The sequence below is a fragment of the Aeribacillus sp. FSL K6-3256 genome (genome assembly GCF_037965805.1).
Classification (GTDB): domain Bacteria; phylum Bacillota; class Bacilli; order Bacillales; family Aeribacillaceae; genus Aeribacillus; species Aeribacillus composti.
Genome location: NZ_CP150188.1, coordinates 1,109,233 through 1,130,518, shown reverse-complemented (window position 1 = coordinate 1,130,518; position 21,286 = coordinate 1,109,233). Strand labels below are relative to the sequence as shown.

16 protein-coding genes, 1 tRNA gene and 1 pseudogene are annotated in these 21,286 nt (G+C 37.9%); 3 read left to right on the top strand and 15 right to left on the bottom strand.

The window, feature by feature from the left end; all coding sequences use genetic code 11:
* Positions 1-225: 225 nt before the first annotated feature.
* The 14 genes from NSQ84_RS05520 to moaA all read right to left on the bottom strand — a co-directional run bounded on the left by NSQ84_RS05520 (position 226) and on the right by moaA (position 16,275).
* Positions 226-801 carry an HXXEE domain-containing protein gene (locus tag NSQ84_RS05520; RefSeq protein ID WP_201108590.1) on the bottom strand — a complete coding sequence of 192 codons (576 nt, stop codon included), beginning with the start codon at positions 799-801 and terminating at the stop codon, positions 226-228.
* A 51-nt stretch (positions 802-852) separates the two neighbouring features.
* Complete coding sequence (locus NSQ84_RS05515; RefSeq protein ID WP_327873856.1) at positions 853-981, bottom strand: hypothetical protein; 129 nt, start codon at positions 979-981, stop codon at positions 853-855.
* A gap of 861 nt (positions 982-1,842) precedes the next feature.
* Complete coding sequence (locus NSQ84_RS05510; RefSeq protein WP_063387544.1) at positions 1,843-2,220, bottom strand: hypothetical protein; 378 nt, start codon at positions 2,218-2,220, stop codon at positions 1,843-1,845.
* Between the two features lie 1,878 nt (positions 2,221-4,098).
* Positions 4,099-5,436: an MFS transporter gene (locus NSQ84_RS05505; RefSeq protein ID WP_311067059.1), complete on the bottom strand. Its 1,338-nt coding sequence runs from the start codon at positions 5,434-5,436 to the stop codon at positions 4,099-4,101.
* 91 nt (positions 5,437-5,527) lie between these two features.
* Positions 5,528-6,316 (bottom strand): enoyl-CoA hydratase-related protein, encoded by a 789-nt coding sequence (locus NSQ84_RS05500; protein ID WP_063387541.1) that lies wholly within the window; start codon positions 6,314-6,316, stop codon positions 5,528-5,530.
* 30 nt (positions 6,317-6,346) lie between these two features.
* Positions 6,347-7,906, bottom strand: a complete 1,560-nt coding sequence (locus NSQ84_RS05495; protein WP_339212334.1) for an AMP-binding protein — start codon at positions 7,904-7,906, stop codon at positions 6,347-6,349.
* Between the two features lie 7 nt (positions 7,907-7,913).
* A complete protein-coding gene (locus NSQ84_RS05490; protein ID WP_063387539.1) occupies positions 7,914-8,405 on the bottom strand; it encodes a (2Fe-2S)-binding protein in 492 nt (163 codons plus the stop codon).
* Complete coding sequence (locus NSQ84_RS05485; RefSeq protein WP_327847676.1) at positions 8,392-9,279, bottom strand: xanthine dehydrogenase family protein subunit M; 888 nt, start codon at positions 9,277-9,279, stop codon at positions 8,392-8,394. The genes NSQ84_RS05490 and NSQ84_RS05485 overlap by 14 nt, the downstream gene beginning before the upstream one ends.
* Positions 9,280-9,865: 586 nt before the next feature.
* Positions 9,866-10,321, bottom strand: a complete 456-nt coding sequence (locus NSQ84_RS05480) for a carbon monoxide dehydrogenase subunit G (RefSeq protein ID WP_063387537.1) — start codon at positions 10,319-10,321, stop codon at positions 9,866-9,868.
* Positions 10,318-12,735, bottom strand: a complete 2,418-nt coding sequence (locus tag NSQ84_RS05475; RefSeq protein WP_339212331.1) for a xanthine dehydrogenase family protein molybdopterin-binding subunit — start codon at positions 12,733-12,735, stop codon at positions 10,318-10,320. Before NSQ84_RS05475 ends, NSQ84_RS05480 begins: the two co-directional genes overlap by 4 nt.
* A 186-nt stretch (positions 12,736-12,921) precedes the next feature.
* Complete coding sequence (locus tag NSQ84_RS05470; RefSeq protein ID WP_133309124.1) at positions 12,922-13,215, bottom strand: hypothetical protein; 294 nt, start codon at positions 13,213-13,215, stop codon at positions 12,922-12,924.
* A gap of 41 nt (positions 13,216-13,256) precedes the next feature.
* Positions 13,257-14,345, bottom strand: coding sequence for an XdhC/CoxI family protein (locus NSQ84_RS05465; RefSeq protein WP_339212327.1), 1,089 nt, complete (start codon positions 14,343-14,345; stop codon positions 13,257-13,259).
* 11 nt (positions 14,346-14,356) lie between these two features.
* Positions 14,357-15,109: a helix-turn-helix domain-containing protein gene (locus NSQ84_RS05460; RefSeq protein ID WP_066248268.1), complete on the bottom strand. Its 753-nt coding sequence runs from the start codon at positions 15,107-15,109 to the stop codon at positions 14,357-14,359.
* A gap of 146 nt (positions 15,110-15,255) precedes the next feature.
* Positions 15,256-16,275 (bottom strand): GTP 3',8-cyclase MoaA, encoded by a 1,020-nt coding sequence (gene moaA, locus NSQ84_RS05455; protein WP_063387532.1) that lies wholly within the window; start codon positions 16,273-16,275, stop codon positions 15,256-15,258.
* Between the two features lie 467 nt (positions 16,276-16,742).
* Between moaA and NSQ84_RS05450 the strand changes: the two genes are divergently transcribed.
* The 3 genes and pseudogenes from NSQ84_RS05450 (at position 16,743) to NSQ84_RS05440 (ending at position 18,892) form a co-directional block, all read left to right on the top strand.
* A tRNA-Val gene (locus NSQ84_RS05450) sits at positions 16,743-16,815 on the top strand.
* Positions 16,816-17,579: 764 nt separating this feature from the next.
* A pseudogene (locus tag NSQ84_RS05445) lies at positions 17,580-18,353 on the top strand (ComEC/Rec2 family competence protein); the annotation flags it as partial.
* Positions 18,354-18,676: 323 nt separating this feature from the next.
* Positions 18,677-18,892 (top strand): DUF3006 domain-containing protein, encoded by a 216-nt coding sequence (locus NSQ84_RS05440; RefSeq protein WP_094245372.1) that lies wholly within the window; start codon positions 18,677-18,679, stop codon positions 18,890-18,892.
* Between the two features lie 453 nt (positions 18,893-19,345).
* On the opposite strand, the gene NSQ84_RS05435 is transcribed toward NSQ84_RS05440, so the two are convergent.
* Positions 19,346-21,271 (bottom strand): TRAP transporter permease, encoded by a 1,926-nt coding sequence (locus NSQ84_RS05435; RefSeq protein WP_066248422.1) that lies wholly within the window; start codon positions 21,269-21,271, stop codon positions 19,346-19,348.
* Between the last annotated feature and the right edge of the window lie 15 nt (positions 21,272-21,286).

The following is a 21,286-nucleotide window of genomic DNA, read 5'->3' as shown; positions in this document are numbered from 1 at the left end:
GTAATCCATTTCAGAGATGCCCTATCTATCTTACATAACACAAAATTCTTGACGGTACCCACATCGAAATGATATCTCTATTAAATATTTCAATATCATGTACAACAATTGTATTAATTTGATCTTTCTGAAGTTTTTCGATAGAATGCTCTGCACATTTTGGGTTATATTTATATGAAAGTTACCCGCCTACAGTTAATCGTGTAACTTCAAATCTATCTTACATTACAAAAAATTCTTGTCGGCACCATCTTCCTCAACTTTTTTTGTAGCTTTATTTCTTTCATACACCAGAAACAGAAATAATATTGGCACGATGATGAAAGCTCCAATAGTACTCCACAATATATCTGTTCCGCTTATGACTTGTTCTTTCAGCAATCGATAGTAGGTATATGAAGAATAGGGCAACACTAGAATGATGGAAGTGATTACACCAGGAGTGTATTTCCTTAGATAGAATGCTTGCCCTAAATGTGTGAACACATGGGCAAAAAAGATAAACAGTAACATTAAAAAAATATAGTAAAAAGAGAAAATGACGGCTAAACATGTTGCTGTTGTAATGGTAAGGAAAATCCAAAATACATCGTTCGCAAATTGAACAGTTGTCATCTGAAAGCTGCTATAAAAATATTTTCGTATTGATTTAGGTAAAACCGCAAGAACTTGTTCTTTGTTCTGTTTGGTCCACTTCTCTACCGTAAGAATCTCTTCGAAATCATGAAACATAAACAAAATGGGAAATAACCAAAGCACGCTAACCAAATGAAGTTGAGAATCCAACCAATCTAATACCATTTCAATCACCGCTTTTCGAACGATTTGAAATTCTGCCCAAAAACATCTGTCCTACTTTACTTTTTCTCCTGTTAATAAATATCGATGTACCAATCGTTCTATAATAGCAGCGATGGACTCTGCTGCCACCCATATGTCAATTTTTTCTTTTACAATTCCGAATCGCTTGTTATTGAACATATCAATCTTTTTCGAATCTGATCACTGTCTCCTTGTCTGATTTGTTTTTTCCTAAAAAAGTAAATAATTTGATAAACATGTTGGTTACAAAAGTTTTGACATCCGATAGCGATAGTTCAACAGATTTTTCCAACATCCCTTAGTTTTATTAACTGTGATCAAAATTTTGAAATATTTGTTGAAAGATATCTTCCTTACTTTTGAAACGCAGCTTGTGTTAAGCTTTCGTTTGCAACAAATTCACTTCTTTTGGTACTTTGAAAACCCTTTTTTCGTAAAAAGCTCTTCTGGCATAGAAATAACTTTCTCTTACTCGCCTCGCCTTTTTTTACAGCCAACAAGAACCCCCTTTTTTATAACTAACTAATTAGTTAGTTATAATTATAGGAAAAATTTGCTTTGTTGTAAATAGGTTTTCGAACAGTGAAGAATGGAAAGTACCGAAAGTAAAAAGCCTGAGGCGCTTAAAACTAATGTCAGTCTTTGCTTTCGCTGATAGAAAAAATTATTGCATTTATAATAAAAATTAATCAATAAGGTGAAAGCATAACGAGGCTGCCGCAATGGCCGTTAAACCGATGAGACAGCCGCTGTTTTTTGAATGGGGACTTATCCTTTCTTGCGCCTTTTTTCTCACACTGTAGACAGCACAAGCCAGATCCTATTCCGGGGATTATGTGTTAAAAACGGGGATAGTATTAATTGGATAATAATAGGAATGAATAAAGCTAAATAGAAAACGGCGAAGAAGTTTGGACATTATTTTGAAGAAAACAGGGAGGCGAAAAGCTAATTTCAGACATCATTTTGTTTTTATCTAACGGTTTTGTCCAAAAAAAAACACTTAATAGATCAGTGCGGTTAATATATGTTTAAAATATTTTTGACTCGCTTGATTTCTTTCTTATTTTCAAACAACTCTTCCACAAGAATTTTTTGACCGTTTGCTACATCAGTGAGCTGTTTGTCCATCTCCTCGATCTTTTGTTCAACTTGGTCGAGCCGCTCATTGATTTCGACCAATTGCTGCTTCGTTTGTTCAAACTGCTGATCGGTTTGTTCAAATCGTTGGTCAATTTGTTCAAACCGCCGATCAATTTGCTCAAACCGTTGGTCAATTTGTGCAAACCGTTGGTTAATTTGTTCAAACCGGTTATTCGTTTCTTCTGAATGGTTTTTTAGCTGCTCAGCCAGTTCTTTAATCGCTTGCAAAATCATTTCATTTGTAATTTCAGCCATCGGTATGCTCCTTTCTTCATTATAAATATAACTATTATTATACCATATTGCGGTCATTTCGATATAATTCGCATCAACTTTCATGTATTCACATGGTAATTGGAGTATGATGTTTAAAAACACTTTAAGCAATGTTTCGCTCAAATGGAGAAAGTTCGACACTCTCTACATTCGCAAGAGCGGTTATAGATACTTTTTGTTGATCTATTAAGAATCTATCACATTATTTCAGAATAATTTTCGCTGATTTTTCCATTTTCGGTTTTTCGAATGATTGTCTTTAGTTGCGTTTCATAATTTAACAACGATGTTTCGCTTATTGATCATTTAATACGATCAAATGATTATTTGTAATCTTTAACCATACTTCTTTTTGCGCAAGTTCAGAAGATGTTGAGTAGAGATTTTTTCATAACGTACTTTGTGTTTCTATCCCTTTTTTGCTCTTACTAATCGGTAGAGATCAAACGATGTCCTCGATAACAGTCCGAATGTCTTTTCGTCTTCCTCAATAAAAATAGAAATTTTGGAAAAACCCTCTTTCGTTTTTGAAAGGTATCGCTTAAATAGATCCAACCTACTTTCTCATTAATTTCGAAGGAGCAATTGAGAGATTGAATAGATTTCTGAACTGTTTTCGATCCTCAATTTCCTTATATTATTAGAAAATATTCATTCCTCTTTCATATATCTCTCTTCTCGTAATCGTAAACGACAGCTTCTCTCATTGACACTATAGTTATATGCGGGGATTTTTTTCAGGCGATACGGGGGTACCGGTTCTGACGTCCTTTTGATGAAAAATCGGGATTATTGAATTAAGATGAGAAGCTAAAAACTTTACACACAAATATTCTCCATAAAACTCCTCCCTATCATCAAGATTACGCAAAAACCCTTTTATCATCAGCTTTAACAATACGTCCTTTTTCACCAAAGGGGCTCCTCATGATCGACAAACGAATATAAAAATGGCAGCAATATCATACCCAAAACTGACAACAACAAAAATATCAACATAGTAAACTTGAATGGAAGCCCAAATACCTGTAATGCAAAAGATATGACCAATGGTACAAAAGTTGCTATACCCATTTTTTGTCTTGATTTCATTGTTGGATACATTTTTGTTCCACACTTAGGGCACTTTATTTCTTGACTAAATTTGAACGAAGCACGAAATATGTTTCTCCAACTAAATGGATGGTTACATTTACAACATTTTGGCAATCCCATTGAAACTACCCCTTTTTACTTTATTTTACCATATGATATATATTTTCTATGATTGATAACAACAATCTTTTAGAGAATAGCTTTTATTTTACACTGTTGTAACCTATTACAAATCCATGGGGTGTATCATGTTTTCATGAGTGAAATGTTTGGATATTATGTATGAAAATAAAGGCAGAAATTACACTTATTATCGGCATATAATAAATAATAAGTGTATGTATTAAGATGAAAAAGAGGAATATTGCAAATAATCAAGAATGATCAATGCCGATCTTTAGGTGAAAAGAGTAATAATAGCATGAAAAAGATATTTTTTATGAGTCAAAAGGATTTGTTAAAAAGAAGGGTTAAGCAAATATTATCGAAAGTTCGAACAAAATAATTAGGATCAAACGCGGACTTTACTGTTAAGCTGAATTTAAAAATAATGGGATCGATATGTTTCGCGTTGCAATGAATAAGTTCAGAACATGAAAAATATGATAAAGTAGAGTAAATATTTATGGATAAAATCAATTAACCTCCTTCTTTTTGAACATTTTTAAGAAGGAGGTCTCAAAGCAATCGTACGATAGGCTTGTTCAAAACAGATCTTTTTCCTATCCTGTATGTTGTTTTTAAAGGCTGTTTTCGTAAGCTTTATTTAAAATTCCCTTTTGTTTCTGGTATGATGAAGCTGCCCAACAGATACAAAATGAAGAGAGCAATAAAGAAATACCCCAAGGACGATGGAATATTCGACGTTTGACCGCTGACCACTGTTACCAAAGTCGGCATCATTCCGCCTACAGCAAATCCCATATTCCAGGACAGTCCAGTACCCGTCGAACGAATAGATGTAGGAAAACGTTCATTTAAAAAGATCAGCACGGGAGCATATGAGCCATTCCCTAAAAACGACAACCCCATTGCAAAGAGCGTAATCATTGTCAGATTTTGAGCGTGTGCCAATTCTGTATACAAATACGGAAGAGCAAACAGATTTACGATGCCTAGTAAAATGAATGTTTTCTTTCTACCTATAATAGTGCTCAAATGACCGAGAACAACAGCAGCAACCAGTGCAGAAATACTGCTTACCATAAGAATAATTGAGGATTCGGTCTGCGGGATATCATTAATTACTTTTAAAAAGGTAGGCAAATACCCGCAAGTTAGATAATAGGCTGAGCCGCCGCCGATTACAATCATTAAATTAATTAATAAAACTGACAAATATTTAGTGAACACCGTTTTCACCGGAGACTGCTGATGTTCCGGTTTCGTTTCTTGCTCCTTCTTATGCTGCACCCATAACGGTGACTCCTCAAGCTTCTTGAATACGAACAGTCCGAGAACAGAGCTCAATATGCCGGTAAAGAACATAAAGCGCCAGCCCCATTCGCTGAATTCCGGCCCAGAAAAAATATTTGACAAAACAAAATATACAATGGAGGCCAGCAATGCACCAAGAGCAGCACCGCCCCCGCCGACAAGGCCGGACATCAAGCCGCGCCATTTCTCCGGTACGGATTCCGTCCCAATTGTATGAGTGGAGGCAACAACTCCTCCGACAAATACACCTTGGATTAAACGAAGAATAATAAAGATGATTGATGCAGCGGCACCGATTTGAAGCACTGTTGGCAGCGCTCCAAACAGGGCGGTAGAAATCCCTACACCAGACACGGCCACAACCATTGCTCGCTTCCTCCCATGGCGATCAGCATAGGCACCAAAAAGCGCTGAGCCGAGAGGACGCAAAAATAGTGTAACTGCAAAAGAAGCATACACAGCGGCCAATGAAAGTGTCGGTTTATCTGTCGGGAAAAACAACTTTCCTAACTCAGGTGCAACATAGAGAAGAATAAAGAGATCATACAAATCCAACGACCAACCCAACAGAGACGCCATAACGGCTATTATCATTTGCTTTCTACTAGTCGATGCTTCCAATGCTGAAGTTTGCTGAACGGTTGTCTCCATATTACCATTCATACTACTCCACCTTTCTTTTGAAAAATTTTTAATTTTCAGTAAATTTTAACTTTAGGAAACGGCTAGCTCGCCGTTTCCCGAAGTTTCCGTCTTATTTGCCTTTAAAATTCGGCTTTCTTTTTTCGACGAATGCTTCGACGCCTTCTTTGAAATCTTCTGTAGTGCGAAGCAATCCATAGGCTTTTCCTTCTATTTCAATTCCTGCACTAAGCGGTGTTTCATCGGCTGCATTGAGCACTTGTTTACATACTTTTAATGCAAGCGGAGAGAAGTTTACAAGCTCTTCAACGAGTGAATCGACAGCGCTTTCTAGTTCTTCCTTTGGAACAACCTTTGTAATAAGGCCCCATTGATACGCTTCCTCAGCAGGAATTCTTCGTGCACGCATAATCATGTCTTTTGCGCGAGTTAATCCTACTGCTTTGGCCACCCTTTGTGTTCCGCCGCTTCCTGGAATCATACCAAGATTCATCTCAGGCAGTGCTAATAATGTGTCGTCTGCTGCAATTCGAAAATCACATGCCATAGCAATTTCAAAACCGACTCCAAACGTATAGCCTTGAAGCTGAGCAATAACAGGCTTTGGAGAACGTTCTGGTGCTGCAACGTTTACAGCAAGATGTGATAATTCTTCTTGATGCACTTCCAAAAATTCAGGGATATTCCCTCCTGCACTAAATGCCTTATCTCCTTCACCTTTAATAATGATGACGCGAACATCATCGTCTTTATTTAACTCATCAAAAATTTCTGGAAATTGTGAGCGAGCTAGCATGCTAATATAATTCATTTTTTCTGGACGGTCGAAAACAATTGTTGCCGTCTTTTTTTCCGGATTTTTTTCAACTCGAATGTGATCATATTGTTTTACTGCTTCCATGTTTTGGTTCCCCTTTCTTTTTTGAAAAAATTAAACGATTTTTTCACTTTCATTTATATATAGTTCAAATTCTCCCGTTTTGAGTTTACGACGGAGAATTTTCCCAACAGGGCTTTTCGGTACTTCTTGAATAAATACATATTTTCTTGGACGTTTAAAGTTTGAAAGTTTTGTATTATTTTTACAATAATCGTCAAGTTCCTGTATGGTAAGTGACGGATCTTTTGGTACGACATAGGCAGAAACAACTTGGCCCCAGCGCTCATCTTCTTCACCAATTACAGCAACTTCATGCACTTTCGGATGCTTGGCTAAAACATCTTCTACTTCAAGAGGATGTATATTTTCTCCGCCGGAAATAATCATATCATCGACACGTCCGACGACATATAAATCTCCATCCTCATCTAATTTGCCAAGGTCTCCAGTAAAATACCATCCATCCCGAATGGCTTTTTTTGTAGCATCTGGTCTATTCCAGTAGCCTTTAAAGCTTTCTGGTGATTCAATATTGACAATGATTTCTCCCAGTTCTCCTTTTTCCACTACATCCTCTGGAGTTGCATTGCCATCAGGATCTGCCTTAACAATGCGGATACTCTGATGAAAGCCTGGCTTACCGGCACATCCTGGTTTTTCCTTCACATTATGGTTTATTGTAAATGTGTAAATTTCAGTGCTGCCAAAATGGTTCACAAACACTTCAGGCTTTAACATCTCAATACATTTTTCTGTTAAAGCTGTTGTCATAGAAGCGCCTGCATAACCAATTTTTTTCAACTTAGACAAATCGAAATTATGAAATTCAGCGTGATTTAACATATCGTGATATAACGTAGGTACTAAGTAAAGGCATGTAATTTCTTCACGTTCTATTAATTCCAACGCTTCCTTAGCATCAAAATCAGGCAGAATAACATATTTTCCATTTAAAAACATAATAGATAGAAGGGAGCGCATTCCCATTGTGTGATAAAGCGGCATTGTCCCTAATGTACTTTCCCCATCTTGATATTGGTTTTGAATAATATGGGCTAGCGCTGCACTATATTCATTTTTGTGCGTTCGAGGAACTCCTTTCGGTTTTCCTGTTGTTCCGGACGTATAAAGCATTAGAACGATATCGTTATCATCTATCGTTGGCTTTTCCAAGCTGCCAGGACTTCTTTCAACAAGCTCATCATAGTAGATATCAGCTCCTTCTACTTCGCCGAACCCAATAAGTATCGGTTTTTGGTGCAGATTTGCTTTCAGCACGGATTCTTGGCTTACGCTCTCGTATACGACAGCAGCAGCCTCAGCATCATTTACACAATACTCAACTTCTTTCACCGAAAGCCGAAAATTAATTGGAGTGTAAATGGCTCCAATTTTTTGCAGCGCCCAATAAATCACCGTATTTTCAAGACGATTTTTTAAAAGGATCATAACGCGGTCATGCTGTTTAATGCCGATTTTTTGAAGTGAAGCAGCGACTTTTTCCACTTCGTTATGATATTGCCTGTACGTATACCTTCTGTCTCCTTCTACAACAGCAAGTCGATTTGGATGACGCTCAACAGCAAATTCAAAAAGAGTTAAAAGGTTCATATCATCATCACCTTTCCACCCGAGCATGATTACTATTTTCTTCAACTGTTTTTTGAATTGCTTCTATAATTCCAACATAACCCGTGCATCGGCATAAATGTCCTGATAGCATTTCTTTTATTTCTTGAACGGAAGGATTCGGATTTTTTTGTAAATAGTCAGTTGCTGACATTAAAATTCCAGGTGTACAGAACCCGCACTGAAGACCGTGGCATTCAATGAAATTTTTTTGTAATGGAGTTAATTGACCGTCTTCTCCCAAACCTTCTACTGTTGTGATCTCCTGCCCATCCACTTGAACCGCAAATATGAGGCAGCTTCGAACAGCTGAACCATTTAAATGGATCGTGCAAGCGCCGCACACACCATGTTCACAGCCGACATGCGTGCCAGTGAGACCGCACGTTTCTCGTAAAAAATCACTTAACAGCAATCTTGACTCAACTTGTTCTTTATACTTTTTCCCGTTGATCGTCACTTCAATTTCATGAACGCTCATTAGCTTCACCCCTCGCTCGTTCGTAGGCTGATTTCACCGTACGCACTGCCAATTTTTTCGAAAGATGTCTTCTATATTCAGCAGTTGCGTGTATATCTGACTCTGGATCTACCATTTCATCCACTATATCCTCGACTTTTTGGAGAAGGGAGTCAGATAAAACCTCTCCTTTCATCCATTCGTTTGCCCCTTCTATTAACAATGGCGTTGCTTCAACACCGCCTAATACAAGTCTTACATTTGTAATGCGATCTAAATGATCAATCGTTAATTGACAAGCAGAGGCAACGAGTGCAAAATCACCGTGACGACGAGAAATTTCATAAAATGAATATCCATTTCTTTCTTGTTCTATAGGAATGTGAATTTCCGTCAGCATCTCATTTGGCATTATGTCAGTTGTTAAATAAGTAATAAAGAAATCCTCGACGTTTACTTCTCGCACCTCTTCTTTAGAAGCAATATGAAGGGTCCCTCCGAGCGCCATCAATGAAAGAGGAATTTCAGCTGTTGGGTCAGCATGAACAAGACTTCCTCCAAATGTTCCCCGATTTCTCGTTTGAACGTGCCCAATAAAGGGAACCGCTTCACTTAGAAGCCCTAAATGCTTCTGAACTATATCTGATCTTTCAACTTCCGCCTGCCTCGTTAACGCACCAATTTTAACTTTGTCACTATCAAACTCAATAAATTGCAAATCATGAAGCTGATTAATGTCAATTAAACATTCTGGCGATGATAGTCTCATGTTCATTATTGGTACAAGACTTTGACCACCGGCAATGATTTTCCCGTCAAATCCTGCTTCTTCTAAAAGTGTTAAAGCTTCATCAACTGTTTTCGGGGAATAATAATCAAATTTTACGGGTTTCATATACTCCCCTCCTCGTTTAGTATTTTTAGAATCCTCTTTAGAGAGAGGCATTTTCCAGTTAGACTCTTTGATAACTTTTTCAGATAGTGTTGCTAACTGGCACTATCTGAAAAAGTTCCATTTTAGGGGTAGACTTTTCGTGATGCCCCTAGATAGTGGTATTAAGGATCATTGGGAGAAATCCATCAGCTATGACTACTTATAAAGTCTGTTTCTCCAGCTCTTGTTCGAGGTTCTAACCCGCAATCTTGTTCCCTCTGGCCACCAATGCTGAATGTGACAGCTTCCAGACAGCATGGATTAGAGCAAGTTCTCGTGATTGATCAACAAGTGGACTGGGGACATCCCGAATAGTCCTTTCCACAGATCCTTACATGAAAGGGGTTATTTTCAGGAAAAGGGCAAAAATCGCTTTAAAGATGCTAAATGTAGCAAACTCCATTCAAAAGGCAGCCAGATTTTCTTATCGGTGCAGAAGACTCAATCGACCTTTTCATTGCGTCCACTCACAGTATGATCTAGCAGTTCAAAGGATTTGGAATTTCCAATTCCTTTGATTTTTGTGCTTGACTAGTATTTTCTCTATTTAAATAGATTGTTCGCTTTTCGCTAGTTCTTTATTAAACTTTTTAAAGAAGTCCTGAATGATTAATTTAGCTACACCATTTAGCATTCTTTGCCCAACCATTGCCACTTTTCCGCCAACTTCCGCTTCATACGTATAGTTCAATTCCGTCTTGTTATCGTCAATTGGAACAAGATCAACAACTCCTGCTGCTTCAACACTTCCTGGTCCGCCTTCCCCTTTTACAACGAGCTTATAATGGTTCGGTTTTTGAACATCAGCAATTTCAATGGTTGATTCATATTTTCCTTTCACAGCAGCAATTCCAATAGATACTTCCGCTTCATATTTGTTTTCATTGACAGGCTCTAATTTTTTACAGCCCATAATGCAATTTTTTAATGCCTCTGGGTCCAGCAGCACTTCCCATGCTTTTTCAATTCCTGCATTTAATGTTACGCTTCCTTTTCCATTCATGATGAAACCTCCTGTTTTTTAGACTGATTCAAAATGTTCCATACTTTATTTGGTGTTACTGGTAATGAATCAATCGTCACACCATATGGCTTCAACGCATCATTTACTGCATTTGCAATGACAACAGGTGCACTCATTGTATTTCCTTCTCCAAGACCTTTAGCGCCTAATGGTGTAAGTGGTGACGGCGTCTCGATATGTTTGATCGTTACATTTGGTACTTCAGGCGCTGTTGGACATAAATAATCCATAAACGATCCAGTTAAAAACTGACCTTTTTCATCGTAGACGAGTTCTTCATACATGGCGCCGCCAAGCCCATGGACTAGGCCTCCCAATATTTGTCCATCGACAATAAGCGGATTTAATAGTTTTCCTGCATCGTGAACCGTGAAATAATCAAGAATGTGAATGTCACCCGTCTCTGGATCAATTTCAACTGTCACTAAATCAGCAACAAATCCATACGTAACCGATGAATTAATTAAATCCTGGTCATCCGGCGGTTCAGCCTGGGCTGTATAATAGGCTGTTTCATAAATTCCAGGCTCCATCCCTTCTGGTAAAGAAAGCGGATTCCAATGGGCTGATCCAACAACCCTTTTTATAGAAATAGATTTAGATGGATCGGTTTTGGAAACAATGTTGCCTTTTTCAATTGTTAAATCTTCTTCCTTAGCTTTTAAAAAATGTGCAGCAATTTTGATAAGCTTATTTTTTACCTTATGTGCTGCGTAGTACACTGCACTTGATCCGAGTGACGCAAACCGGCTGGAATAGCTTCCAGAAGCAATGGACCATGCACTTGTTGCTGTATCAAGTTCAGCTACAACATTAATTTTTTCATGCGGAATTCCGAGAATTTCCGATACGATTTGGCTAGCGACCGTTTCATGCCCTTGTCCGGACGGTGTTGTACTAATGCGCACATTCACATTTCCCATAGGATCCATCGAAATCGTCGCCGCTTCTGAACAACCAGATTTCGGCAATCCTGCTTTTCTTTCCTCTGAAGTTAAGGCGATCGTAATGTACCCCATATTCGAACCGGATGGTTCAACGATAACAGCGAGGCCAACACCAAGAAGCTTTCCCCTCTTGCGTGCTTCAGCTTGTTTTTTTCTGAATTCATCATATTTACCGATTTTTAATAACAGGTCAAATGCTTTTTCATAGTCGCCGCTGTCATACACTCCACCAGATGCCGTTCTGTATGGAAATTGTTCTTTTTTAATTAAATTCCGTCTGATCACTTCAGCTGGCTCTAATTTTAATTCATCTGAAATGATTTGCATGATCCGTTCAAGAGGGAAATACGTTTCTTGTCCCCCATATCCGCGTATAAGCCCTGTTGGCAATTTATTCGTCATGACGGCATACGCATCAATCATTAAGTTGGGAATATCATAGGCACCGGTTGTGTTAGCATGATTCCGGTACAGACATGCCGGCTCTGGTGCCCGGATATATGCACCAACATTGTCAATCATTTTCATTTTTAATCCGAGTATTTTTCCGTCATTTTTTACTGCTGCTTCAATATATGTGACTCGATCCGTACAGCTTGAACTAGCTGCTAAATGCTCCTGCCTGTCCTCGATCCATTTCACTGGACAGCCTACGAGACGGCTTACAACGGAACAAAGAACGATATACGGGAATATTCCTGCCTTAATTCCATAGCTGCCGCCAATATCTTTTGGTATAATAATCCGCAACCGATTGCTTGGAATTTTTAATGCACCTGCCATAATCGAATGAAGTACAAACGGTCCATGAAAGTTCGCGTGAACTGTATAACTATCAGAGCTATGATCGTATTGGGCGACAATACCATATGTTTCAACTGGTGTTGCAGAATATTTCGGAAAATGAAAACGATGCTTGATGATTTTGTCAGCCTGCTCAAAAGCCTTCTCTACATCTCCATAATGAAAAGTTCGATGATTAGCGATATTTGAACCAACATTTTCATGTAAAATAGGTGCTCCTTTTTCGAGCGCACGTTCAATATCTACAATTGGTTCAAGATTTTCATATTTCACCTTAATTTTTTCTAACGCATCCTCCGCAATATATCGGTTTTTTGCCACGACAACTGCTACTGGCTCACCTACAAAACGAACTTTATCAATAGCAATTGGATAATAGTGTACTGGAGCACTGACGCCAACACTAAAAGGATTTAATAGAGGATGTACATCCTTACCTGTTACAACACCCTTTACTCCAGGAATTTCTAAGGCTTCCGAATAATCGATAGACACAATTTTGGCATGCGGATAAGGGCTCCTTAAAATGGCCACATGACCAGTATTCGGCGGGGTACCGATGTCATCAATATATTTTCCCTGACCAGTCAATAATCTAGCATCTTCAACACGCGTCACTCTTTTCCCAATCACTTTACTCATTTAACTTACCTCCTTCCGAAGAAATCTCTCATAATTTTGTGGTGACTCAATAACTTGAGGATATTGCGATCGCAGCAAAACAAATATCATTACGAATTTTTGCCCTTTTGGCTCATCCCTTTAAAGAACTGGATGACCTTTTTAATTCGATATTTTGCTTGAACAATAAACAGGTTCCCATTTCTTTCATAGCATTGAATCACGGCACAATAACGCAACAACGGTGTCAGTCTTGTCAGATGCATTTTTTAATCTTATTTTTAGCAATGTAATCAGCCTTGATTGGTAATATCTCCTAAAACCAATCGGTTTACTTATTTCATAGAAACTTCCGTTCAGAGTTAAGTCAGCAGCAATACCGCTTAACTGAGTTTTTTTACTTTCATCCACGGTATTTTGGTTAATACCTTTCCAATAGATGGTATTAATAGATTGTGTTTGACCATCCGCTTTGAAAAACCTGCAGCTGATATCACTCAACAAAATATGTTTTTTCACCTTTATGACTGATGTATCTTTTTTTAGGAATAAGCCATTGCCGCCAGCTCTGATAATTTCTTTCCTGTTCCGCCTCTGTACACCGTCATAATTTCAGCCAAAGTACTAAAGGCAATTTCTTCCGGTGTTTTCGCTCCAATATCAAGACCGATAGGACTATGAATTTGCTGAATAGAAGGATGAGCCTTCAGAGTTTGGCTGCTTTCAATTAATTGGGCAGTTCTTTTTTTCGGACCTAATAGACCAATGTAAGCCGCATTTGAATGAATGATGGATTCTAATATTTCTTGATCGTGTAAAAAATTGTGTGTCATTATAATGACATATGTGTTTTCATTAAACGAAACGTCAGGAACAGACCCTTTAGGATAAACTTGGATAAAATCAGCATCAGGAAAATTATTTTCATTGCAATGAGTAGGACGATGGTCAAGAACAGTCACAATCCATTTCAAGCTTTTCGCCATTTTGACAAGCGGAATGGCATCAGGACCTGCGCCAAAAATCTTTAAGTGTGGTGGTGGACTTAATGATTCATAATATACGTACAATTCTTTTTCACCACCTAAATAAACCATTTCATTTTTTAAATTGTTTTTCCGATCTTGATAATCATGAGCAATTTCAGAAACGGTAATAAGTGAGTCGTCATTACTTTGCAAAGGGTCTAGGATCCACATTTTTCCTTGAAGATTTTCATCTTTCGCATTCACGATCGTGACAGCGTGTAATTGTTTTTGGAGGGATTGAGAAAAATATTGATCAATCACTTCTGTCCTTTCAGGCTGCTTTTTTGGCAGATATGGTTGTAAAAATATGTTCATTTTCCCATTACAGCCGACACCAAGTCCCCAAACAATATCCTCTTCTCCGTAAAAATCATAGTGGAGAACTGCCGGCTTACCCGTTTCGAGCACTTTTACAGCATGTTCTACAATATCTGCTTCGACGCAGCCTCCGCTTAAAAGACCTGTTAGCTTTCGATCTTCTGATACGAAGCATTTTGCCCCTGTCTTTTGGTAGGTAGATCCTTTTGTAGAAATAATGGTTCCAATAACACCTGATAACCCTTCCTTTTTGCAGCGTTCCAATTCCTTTTTAATCGTAATCACGACTTCACCTCCTATTCTTTAAAATGAAACTGCTCCCGATACTCTCTTGGCGTCTTCCCAACCAATTTTTTAAAAGCGGTTGCAAAATAGCTTGCATTTGAAAAACCGGTATTGTTAGCGATAATTTCAATCGGAAGACTCGAAACTCTAAGCAGCGTTTTAGCTTTTTGAACTCTAACAAACGATAAATATTCCACAAATGTCATACCAACTTCTTCTTTAAACAATCGGCTGAAATAAGATGGACTTAAATATACTTGATTTGCCACTTCTTTTAGAGTAAGAGCATAGCCATAATTCATTTGAATAAACTGAATGGCACTTTCGATCGGATTTTTTAAGTCAGAGGAAAAATGACTTTTACCATTGATGGTTTGATTAATTTCTTTATTTAATCCTTGGGGCAAAATCCGCTCAAATGTATCAAGCAGTTCATTTTTGGAAAGCGGTTTCAACAAATAAGCTGAAAAACCTGAGTTGATCGCTTCCTGAACAAACTCGAACATTTTTAACTGAGTCACAACAATCACGGGCAAATCTGGATACAGTTGCAACGCTGATCTCCCTAATTTGATACCGTCTATATCTGGCAAGGAGATATCCACAATGAGTATAGTCGGTCGATTTTGCTTTAAAAGGATCATACCTCGTTGAGATGTACTTGCTTCATAAATGGAAAGAAAGCTGAATTTACTATTTTCAATAATTGACTTTAAATCCTTCCGAGCAGATTTATCATTATCAACAATTAATACATCAGCCAATTGCTCCCCTCCTTGTTTCTATATATTAGATAAAAATGTATTTTAATGGTTTAAAAATTTTGCGATTTCAATTTTAATTTTTTCTCTTTCGAATTTTCTAAAAAAATAAAAAAACAATCAGCATTTCTTCACCAAACGCCGATTGTTTATCCTCCTATATATGACATCTCAATTTTATTTTTGTTCAACATACCTTTGTTTTCTGTACGTTCAACAGAATATTGATCTTTACGATTTTGCCAAACACGTTCAATAGCCATTTTGATTTCTTCTGGACTTTTTCCTGAACGAATGAAATCCCGTAAATCAAATCCTTCGTGGGCATATAAACAAGTGTACAGCTTTCCGTCTGATGAAATACGCGCCCTCGTACAGCTTGAACAAAATGGTTCTGATACTGATGTAATAAATCCGATTTCTGAACCTGTGTCTTGATGACGATATCTCTTGGCTACCTCTCCAAAGTAGTTTTCATCAATTGGTTCAATGGAATAAACAGAACTAATCATCTTTACAATATCTTTTTTTATCAAGACATCTTTCATATTCCAGCCGTTTGTATTGCCTACATCCATAAATTCAATAAATCTTAATGGAATCCCCTTGTTTTTAAAATATTCCGTCATCGGCAAAATTTGGTGATCATTTACTCCTTTTTGTACAACCATATTTACTTTAACCGAAAATCCGACTGATACAGCATAATCAATATTTGCCAAGACCGTCTTTGCTGATACATCTCGGCCATTTAAACGGCGAAACGTATCGTCATCAATCGCATCAAGGCTGATGTTCAATCGGCGAAGACCTGCTTCATACAATTTTGAGCCATACTTTTTTAAATACACGCCGTTTGTTGTCAAACCAATATCATGAATTCCTTCAATTTTTGAAAGCATGGCAATTAGTTTATATACATCCTTTCGAAGAAGCGGTTCGCCTCCCGTCAGCTTAATTTTCTTCACGCCAAGCTCAACAAAAATTTTCGTGAGCTCGACAATTTCTTCAAACGTCAACAAGTGATCCTTCGGAAGGAATTGATAATCGTCTCCGAATATCTCTTTCGGCATACAATACGTGCACCGGAAATTGCATCGGTCGGTTACAGAAATACGCAAATCGCGCAAAGGGCGATGCCTCTGATCCAAGACTTGGTCTTTTTTCATTTTTTATCACATTCCTTTATAAGGATTTTCAAAAATGATCGATATTATAAATGTTATCCTATCAAATTATTAAAACGATTTCAAAAATATTGCATAAATGGCAAAAGGACACTCCTGTTTTTCGTTTTTCTTTCCTATCATTTTGTATAACAAAGAGGACTCCTTACAGATTATTTAGATAAAACGAAAAAATAACTACTGTTACACTTTGTCGTCAATCAGAAACAAAAACCGCCCGGTAATTCGGTTGGTCGTTTCGCATAATTTATAATTCTCAACATTTGTGCTTCTATTAAAAGCACTTCCTTTTATCAATTTAGATTCTAAGACCAGAAAGAGCTTATCAATGATTAAAAACTACAGCAAGTAAAAAAACTTGCATATTGAGGCTTGACATATTTTTATAACAACATTACAATAGGTATTGTCAAAAAAACGCATTAGAAATTCATCTGTTTTGTTAATATGATTCCGTAGCTCAGCAGGGAGAGCGCCACCTTGACAGGGTGGAGGTCGCTGGTTCGAGCCCAGTCGGAATCATCATTAAAAACCTTAGTAGACGTGGTTCTTGTGAAATACAAGAATCGCGTTTTCTTTTTCTCTTCTTTTTTACTGACTTTTTAACGGCGAAACATTAAAATATCAGGTTTATTCAACAGACTATTTAACTTGTAATTTTTTTTAAATGTAAATTTTGTTTACGTCATTTATATCGTTCAAATTTTCCGTTTTCTTGCGGCTATATTGTATTTTTTAACAATTTTAGTTATATTCACCTTTTTTGACTGTGTAATATGTTTTAACTTTAAATAAAGTTAGGTACAGCGAGCTAATTGGCGACGAATTTGGCGACCACAATAATTAGCAACACAATGTTTTATTTAATCTTCTTATCAATTGTTTTTAACAAATTACGTTTCTCCTTGTTTTAAAATATGCAAACTAGTTTTTTTACTTAAACTTTTTGATTCCTCCTTTCACCAACAATTACGTTTGAAAAATTAAATTTTGGGATGACCAGATTTCAACAAAATTAAAAATGTACAGACCTTTGTCTGTTTAGGCCGATCCAAGCCTTTTGGGTCGGCTTCTTTTTTAGGCATGAAAAAATCGGATGAGACTTTAGTTCAATTAGACTAGAAAATTTAATTTTCTGTAAAAAAAATAAAATTTTCCAAATTAAATCTTGTAAATTTTTCCTACCACGCTGTATAATCAATTTGATCTATTCAGTACTCGGAGGGATTTTGATGAAATTACGTAAGCTATTGTTTTCGATAGTGTTTGCATTTTCTTTTTTGCTGATGCCGTTTCACGAAACAACAAGCGCTCAGGCAAAAAATATGTATGTTCATTTTATTAATGTCGGACAAGGAGACGCAATTTACATAAAAGCTCCGAATGGAGAAGATATTCTCATTGATGGCGGAAATAACAGTTATGGAGATGACGTTGTTAATTATTTGAAAAAGCAAAAAGTGGATGATATCGAAATAATGATTGCAACTCATCCGGACGCAGATCATATTGGCGGTCTGGACACTGTGCTATCTGCTTTTCGAGTAGAGCAGGTGTATGCGCCAAAAGTCAGCCATACGACGGAAAGCTACAAAGATTTTTTAAATGCTGTTAAGCGTGAAGGCAAAAAAATAAAGACCGCTCAAGCAAATGTTGCTTTGCCGATCAAAGGAGTTACCGCAAAATTCGTTGGGCCTGTCAAAGCATATCCAAAAAGCGACTTAAACAACTGGAGTGCTGTTTTAAAGCTTACTTACGGTAAAAAATCATTTCTTTTCACTGGCGATGCGGAACTTAAAGCAGAATCGGATATGATTAAAGCTAAACAAAATTTGCGAGCTGACGTCCTAAAAGTAGGACACCATGGTGCCAAAACATCTACAAGCACAGCGCTGTTAAACTCAGTAAAACCGACATATGCCGTCATTTCCGTCGGCAAGAACTCATACGGCCATCCTACTCAAGATGTGATCAATCGGCTGAAAGCATACAAAATAAACACTTTTAGAACGGATAAACAAGGCCATATTGTGGCAACAACGAACGGCTCCAATCTTTCCTTTAATGTAAAAGCGGCATCGTCCGGTGCAGCAAGCAAACCAACTAGCTACAAATTAACAGCAAGTGTCGATAACAAAACTCCAAAGCAAAACTCTACAATAATACTGAATGTAAAAGGGCTGCCAAACGGAACAAAATATAAAGCTGTTTTTAAATATAAAAGCAAAAACACCACTTATACCGGTACTATTGGCAAGCCATTGTCGGTAAAAATCGGCCGTGCTGCAAAAGGTTATACTATTAAAATCGATGTATCAGCCACTTATAAAAACAAAACTTATAAAGCACAAACATCTTTCACTCCTAGATAAGGGGGGACATTATGAAATTTATTATTGATCGATTTGAAAATGACATCGCAGTCTGCGAAGATGAAAACGGCAAAATAATCGAAATTTTAAAAAGCCAGTTGCCTAAAAATGCAGAAACGGGAGATGTAATTATTCAGAAAAATAACCGTTATTATGTCGATAAACAAGAAACAAGCAAACGAAGACAAGAAATTGAAGAGTTAATGGACGAATTGTTTGAAGATTAATCGTTTTTTCAATTAAGATTCCAAGCAAATATGATTGAAGTGGAAGTGTCAAAGATGCTTCCACTTCATTATTTTTTGCCGTTTTAGAATCGCGCCTATAGAGCTGATCATTCATTTTTTCCTCTATGCTTGGTTTTTATAGATTTAAATTTTCGTTTTCTATCGGATTTCATTTTGCCGTCTAGGTTGAAATGCCGCTCCATTTCCCACCTATTCGTGACATAAAGCGGTTTTTCTTAAACAACATTTTGAATTTTGCAGCATAAAAATAAATCGGCCTTCTGCAAATTAATGGATTGATTCCAACACATCCTTTCTGTCTCTCCGACATTTTATCCTGATTTTGTTCGTTCCAATGTGAATTGCTCTCCGCGTTTATTCTGCGTCTCAATGATTCCGCCTGTAATCATGTTCTAATCAATGGATCGATTCTTCCATGACAACCTGTCTTCTTTAAATGCTCTCACCCTTCACTTTTTGATCAGCTTTGTATTTCCATATATATTGAAACGCATATAATGCGATGAAAATGATGAGACCTGAAATGTCTGAAAAACGTTCTGGATAAATCAGCAACAGCCCGGCCACGACTGCGGCAATTCGTTCAATCAAATGCATTTTTCTCATCCAATATCCGATCATCCCGGCTCCAATTGCGATCATTCCGCAAAACGCCGTAAAGACTACCCATAAAATTCCAAGCCATGTCGTATCAATCATTAACATTTGCGGAGACAAAACGAAAATATACGGAATGATAAAGGCGGCGATTGCCAATTTTGAAGAGTGAATTCCCGTTCGGATCGGTTCTCCTCCTGATACACCGGCTGCGGCAAAGGCTGCGAGGGCAACTGGCGGTGTAATGTCGGCAATAATCCCGAAGTAAAACACGAATAAATGTGCAGACAAATCAGGTACCCCCAACAAAATAATCGCTGGTGCAGCAATCGTTGAGGTAATAACATAGTTCGCTGTAGTCGGCGAACCCATTCCAAGAATCAACGAAGCTATCATCGTCAGCATTAATGTCGGAATGAGATTGCCCCCGGCGATATCAAGCAGCCCGTTGGCAAGCTTCAAACCAAGCCCGGTTTTCGTCACAACGCCGACAATAATTCCAGCAGCGGCTGTTGCTGCCGCAACCCCTAACGCTGTACGGGCGCCGTCGACGAGCGCTAATACAATATCCTTAAATGTCATCCGATTCTCACGATTTAAAAATCCAGCGACAATCGAAATACATATCGAATAAATGGCAGCATGTGTAACGGTCACTCCTGACATTAGCAAAATAATAATAACAACGATCGGGGCTAACAAATGCAGTTTTTTCAAAATTTCTTTCCGATTCGGCATTTCTTCTTTTGACAAGCCTCTTAAACCGATTCGCTTTGCTTCAAAATGAGTCATGATCCAAATCCCTGCAAAATATAGAATAGCCGGAATAGCTGCCGCTTTGGCAATGTCCCAATACGTAATGCCGTTCCCGATAAATTCAACCATTAAAAACGCAGCTGCTCCCATAACCGGCGGCATTAACTGACCGCCTGTAGATGAAGAAGCCTCCACCGCTCCTGCAAAATCTTTGTTATAACCAAGCTTTTTCATCATCGGGATGGTAAACGCGCCGGATGTGACGACATTGGCAACTGAGCTTCCGCTGATCGTTCCTTGAAGGGCACTGGAAAAAATAGCTACTTTTGCAGGACCGCCAATTCTGCGCCCTGCAACGGCAACGGCCAAATCATTAAAATATTGACCAATCCCAGTTCTAATTAAAAAGGAGCCGAAAAGGAGAAACAAAAAGATAAAGGTTGATGACACGCCTAGCGGAGTTCCTAAAATCCCTTCGGTTGTAAAGAACATAGTTTGAACAATTCGTTCAGAACTAAGACCGCTATGCTGGAGAAAGTTAGGCATGCTAGGACCAAAATAGGCATACGCCAAGAAAAGCAGCGCGATGATCGTAATCGGCAGCCCAACCGCCCTCCTTGTTGCCTCTAAAACTAGTAAAATAGCTAAAATTCCGATATAAAAATCCGTTTCTGTCAATATTCCGACGCGCATTACAATGTCATCAATGAACAGCGGCCAATATGCTCCAACGCCAATACTTAAAAGCGCAAGGATGATATCATACCAAGCCACTTGAAATTTATATTCTTTCCTCTTTTTTCGATTAGCCGGAAACAAAAGAAAAATCAAAGCAAGCGCAAAACCGAGATGGACAGAGCGCTGGATTTGCGCTGTAAAAACACCGAAAATCGATGTATACAACTGAAACAGCGAAAATGCCAATAATCCGGCAAATGCGATGCCTCCCAACACGCCTTTTAGCTTCCTCGTTCCTGCTTCAGGATCATATTTTTCAAGCAGCATTTGCTGCTCTTCTTC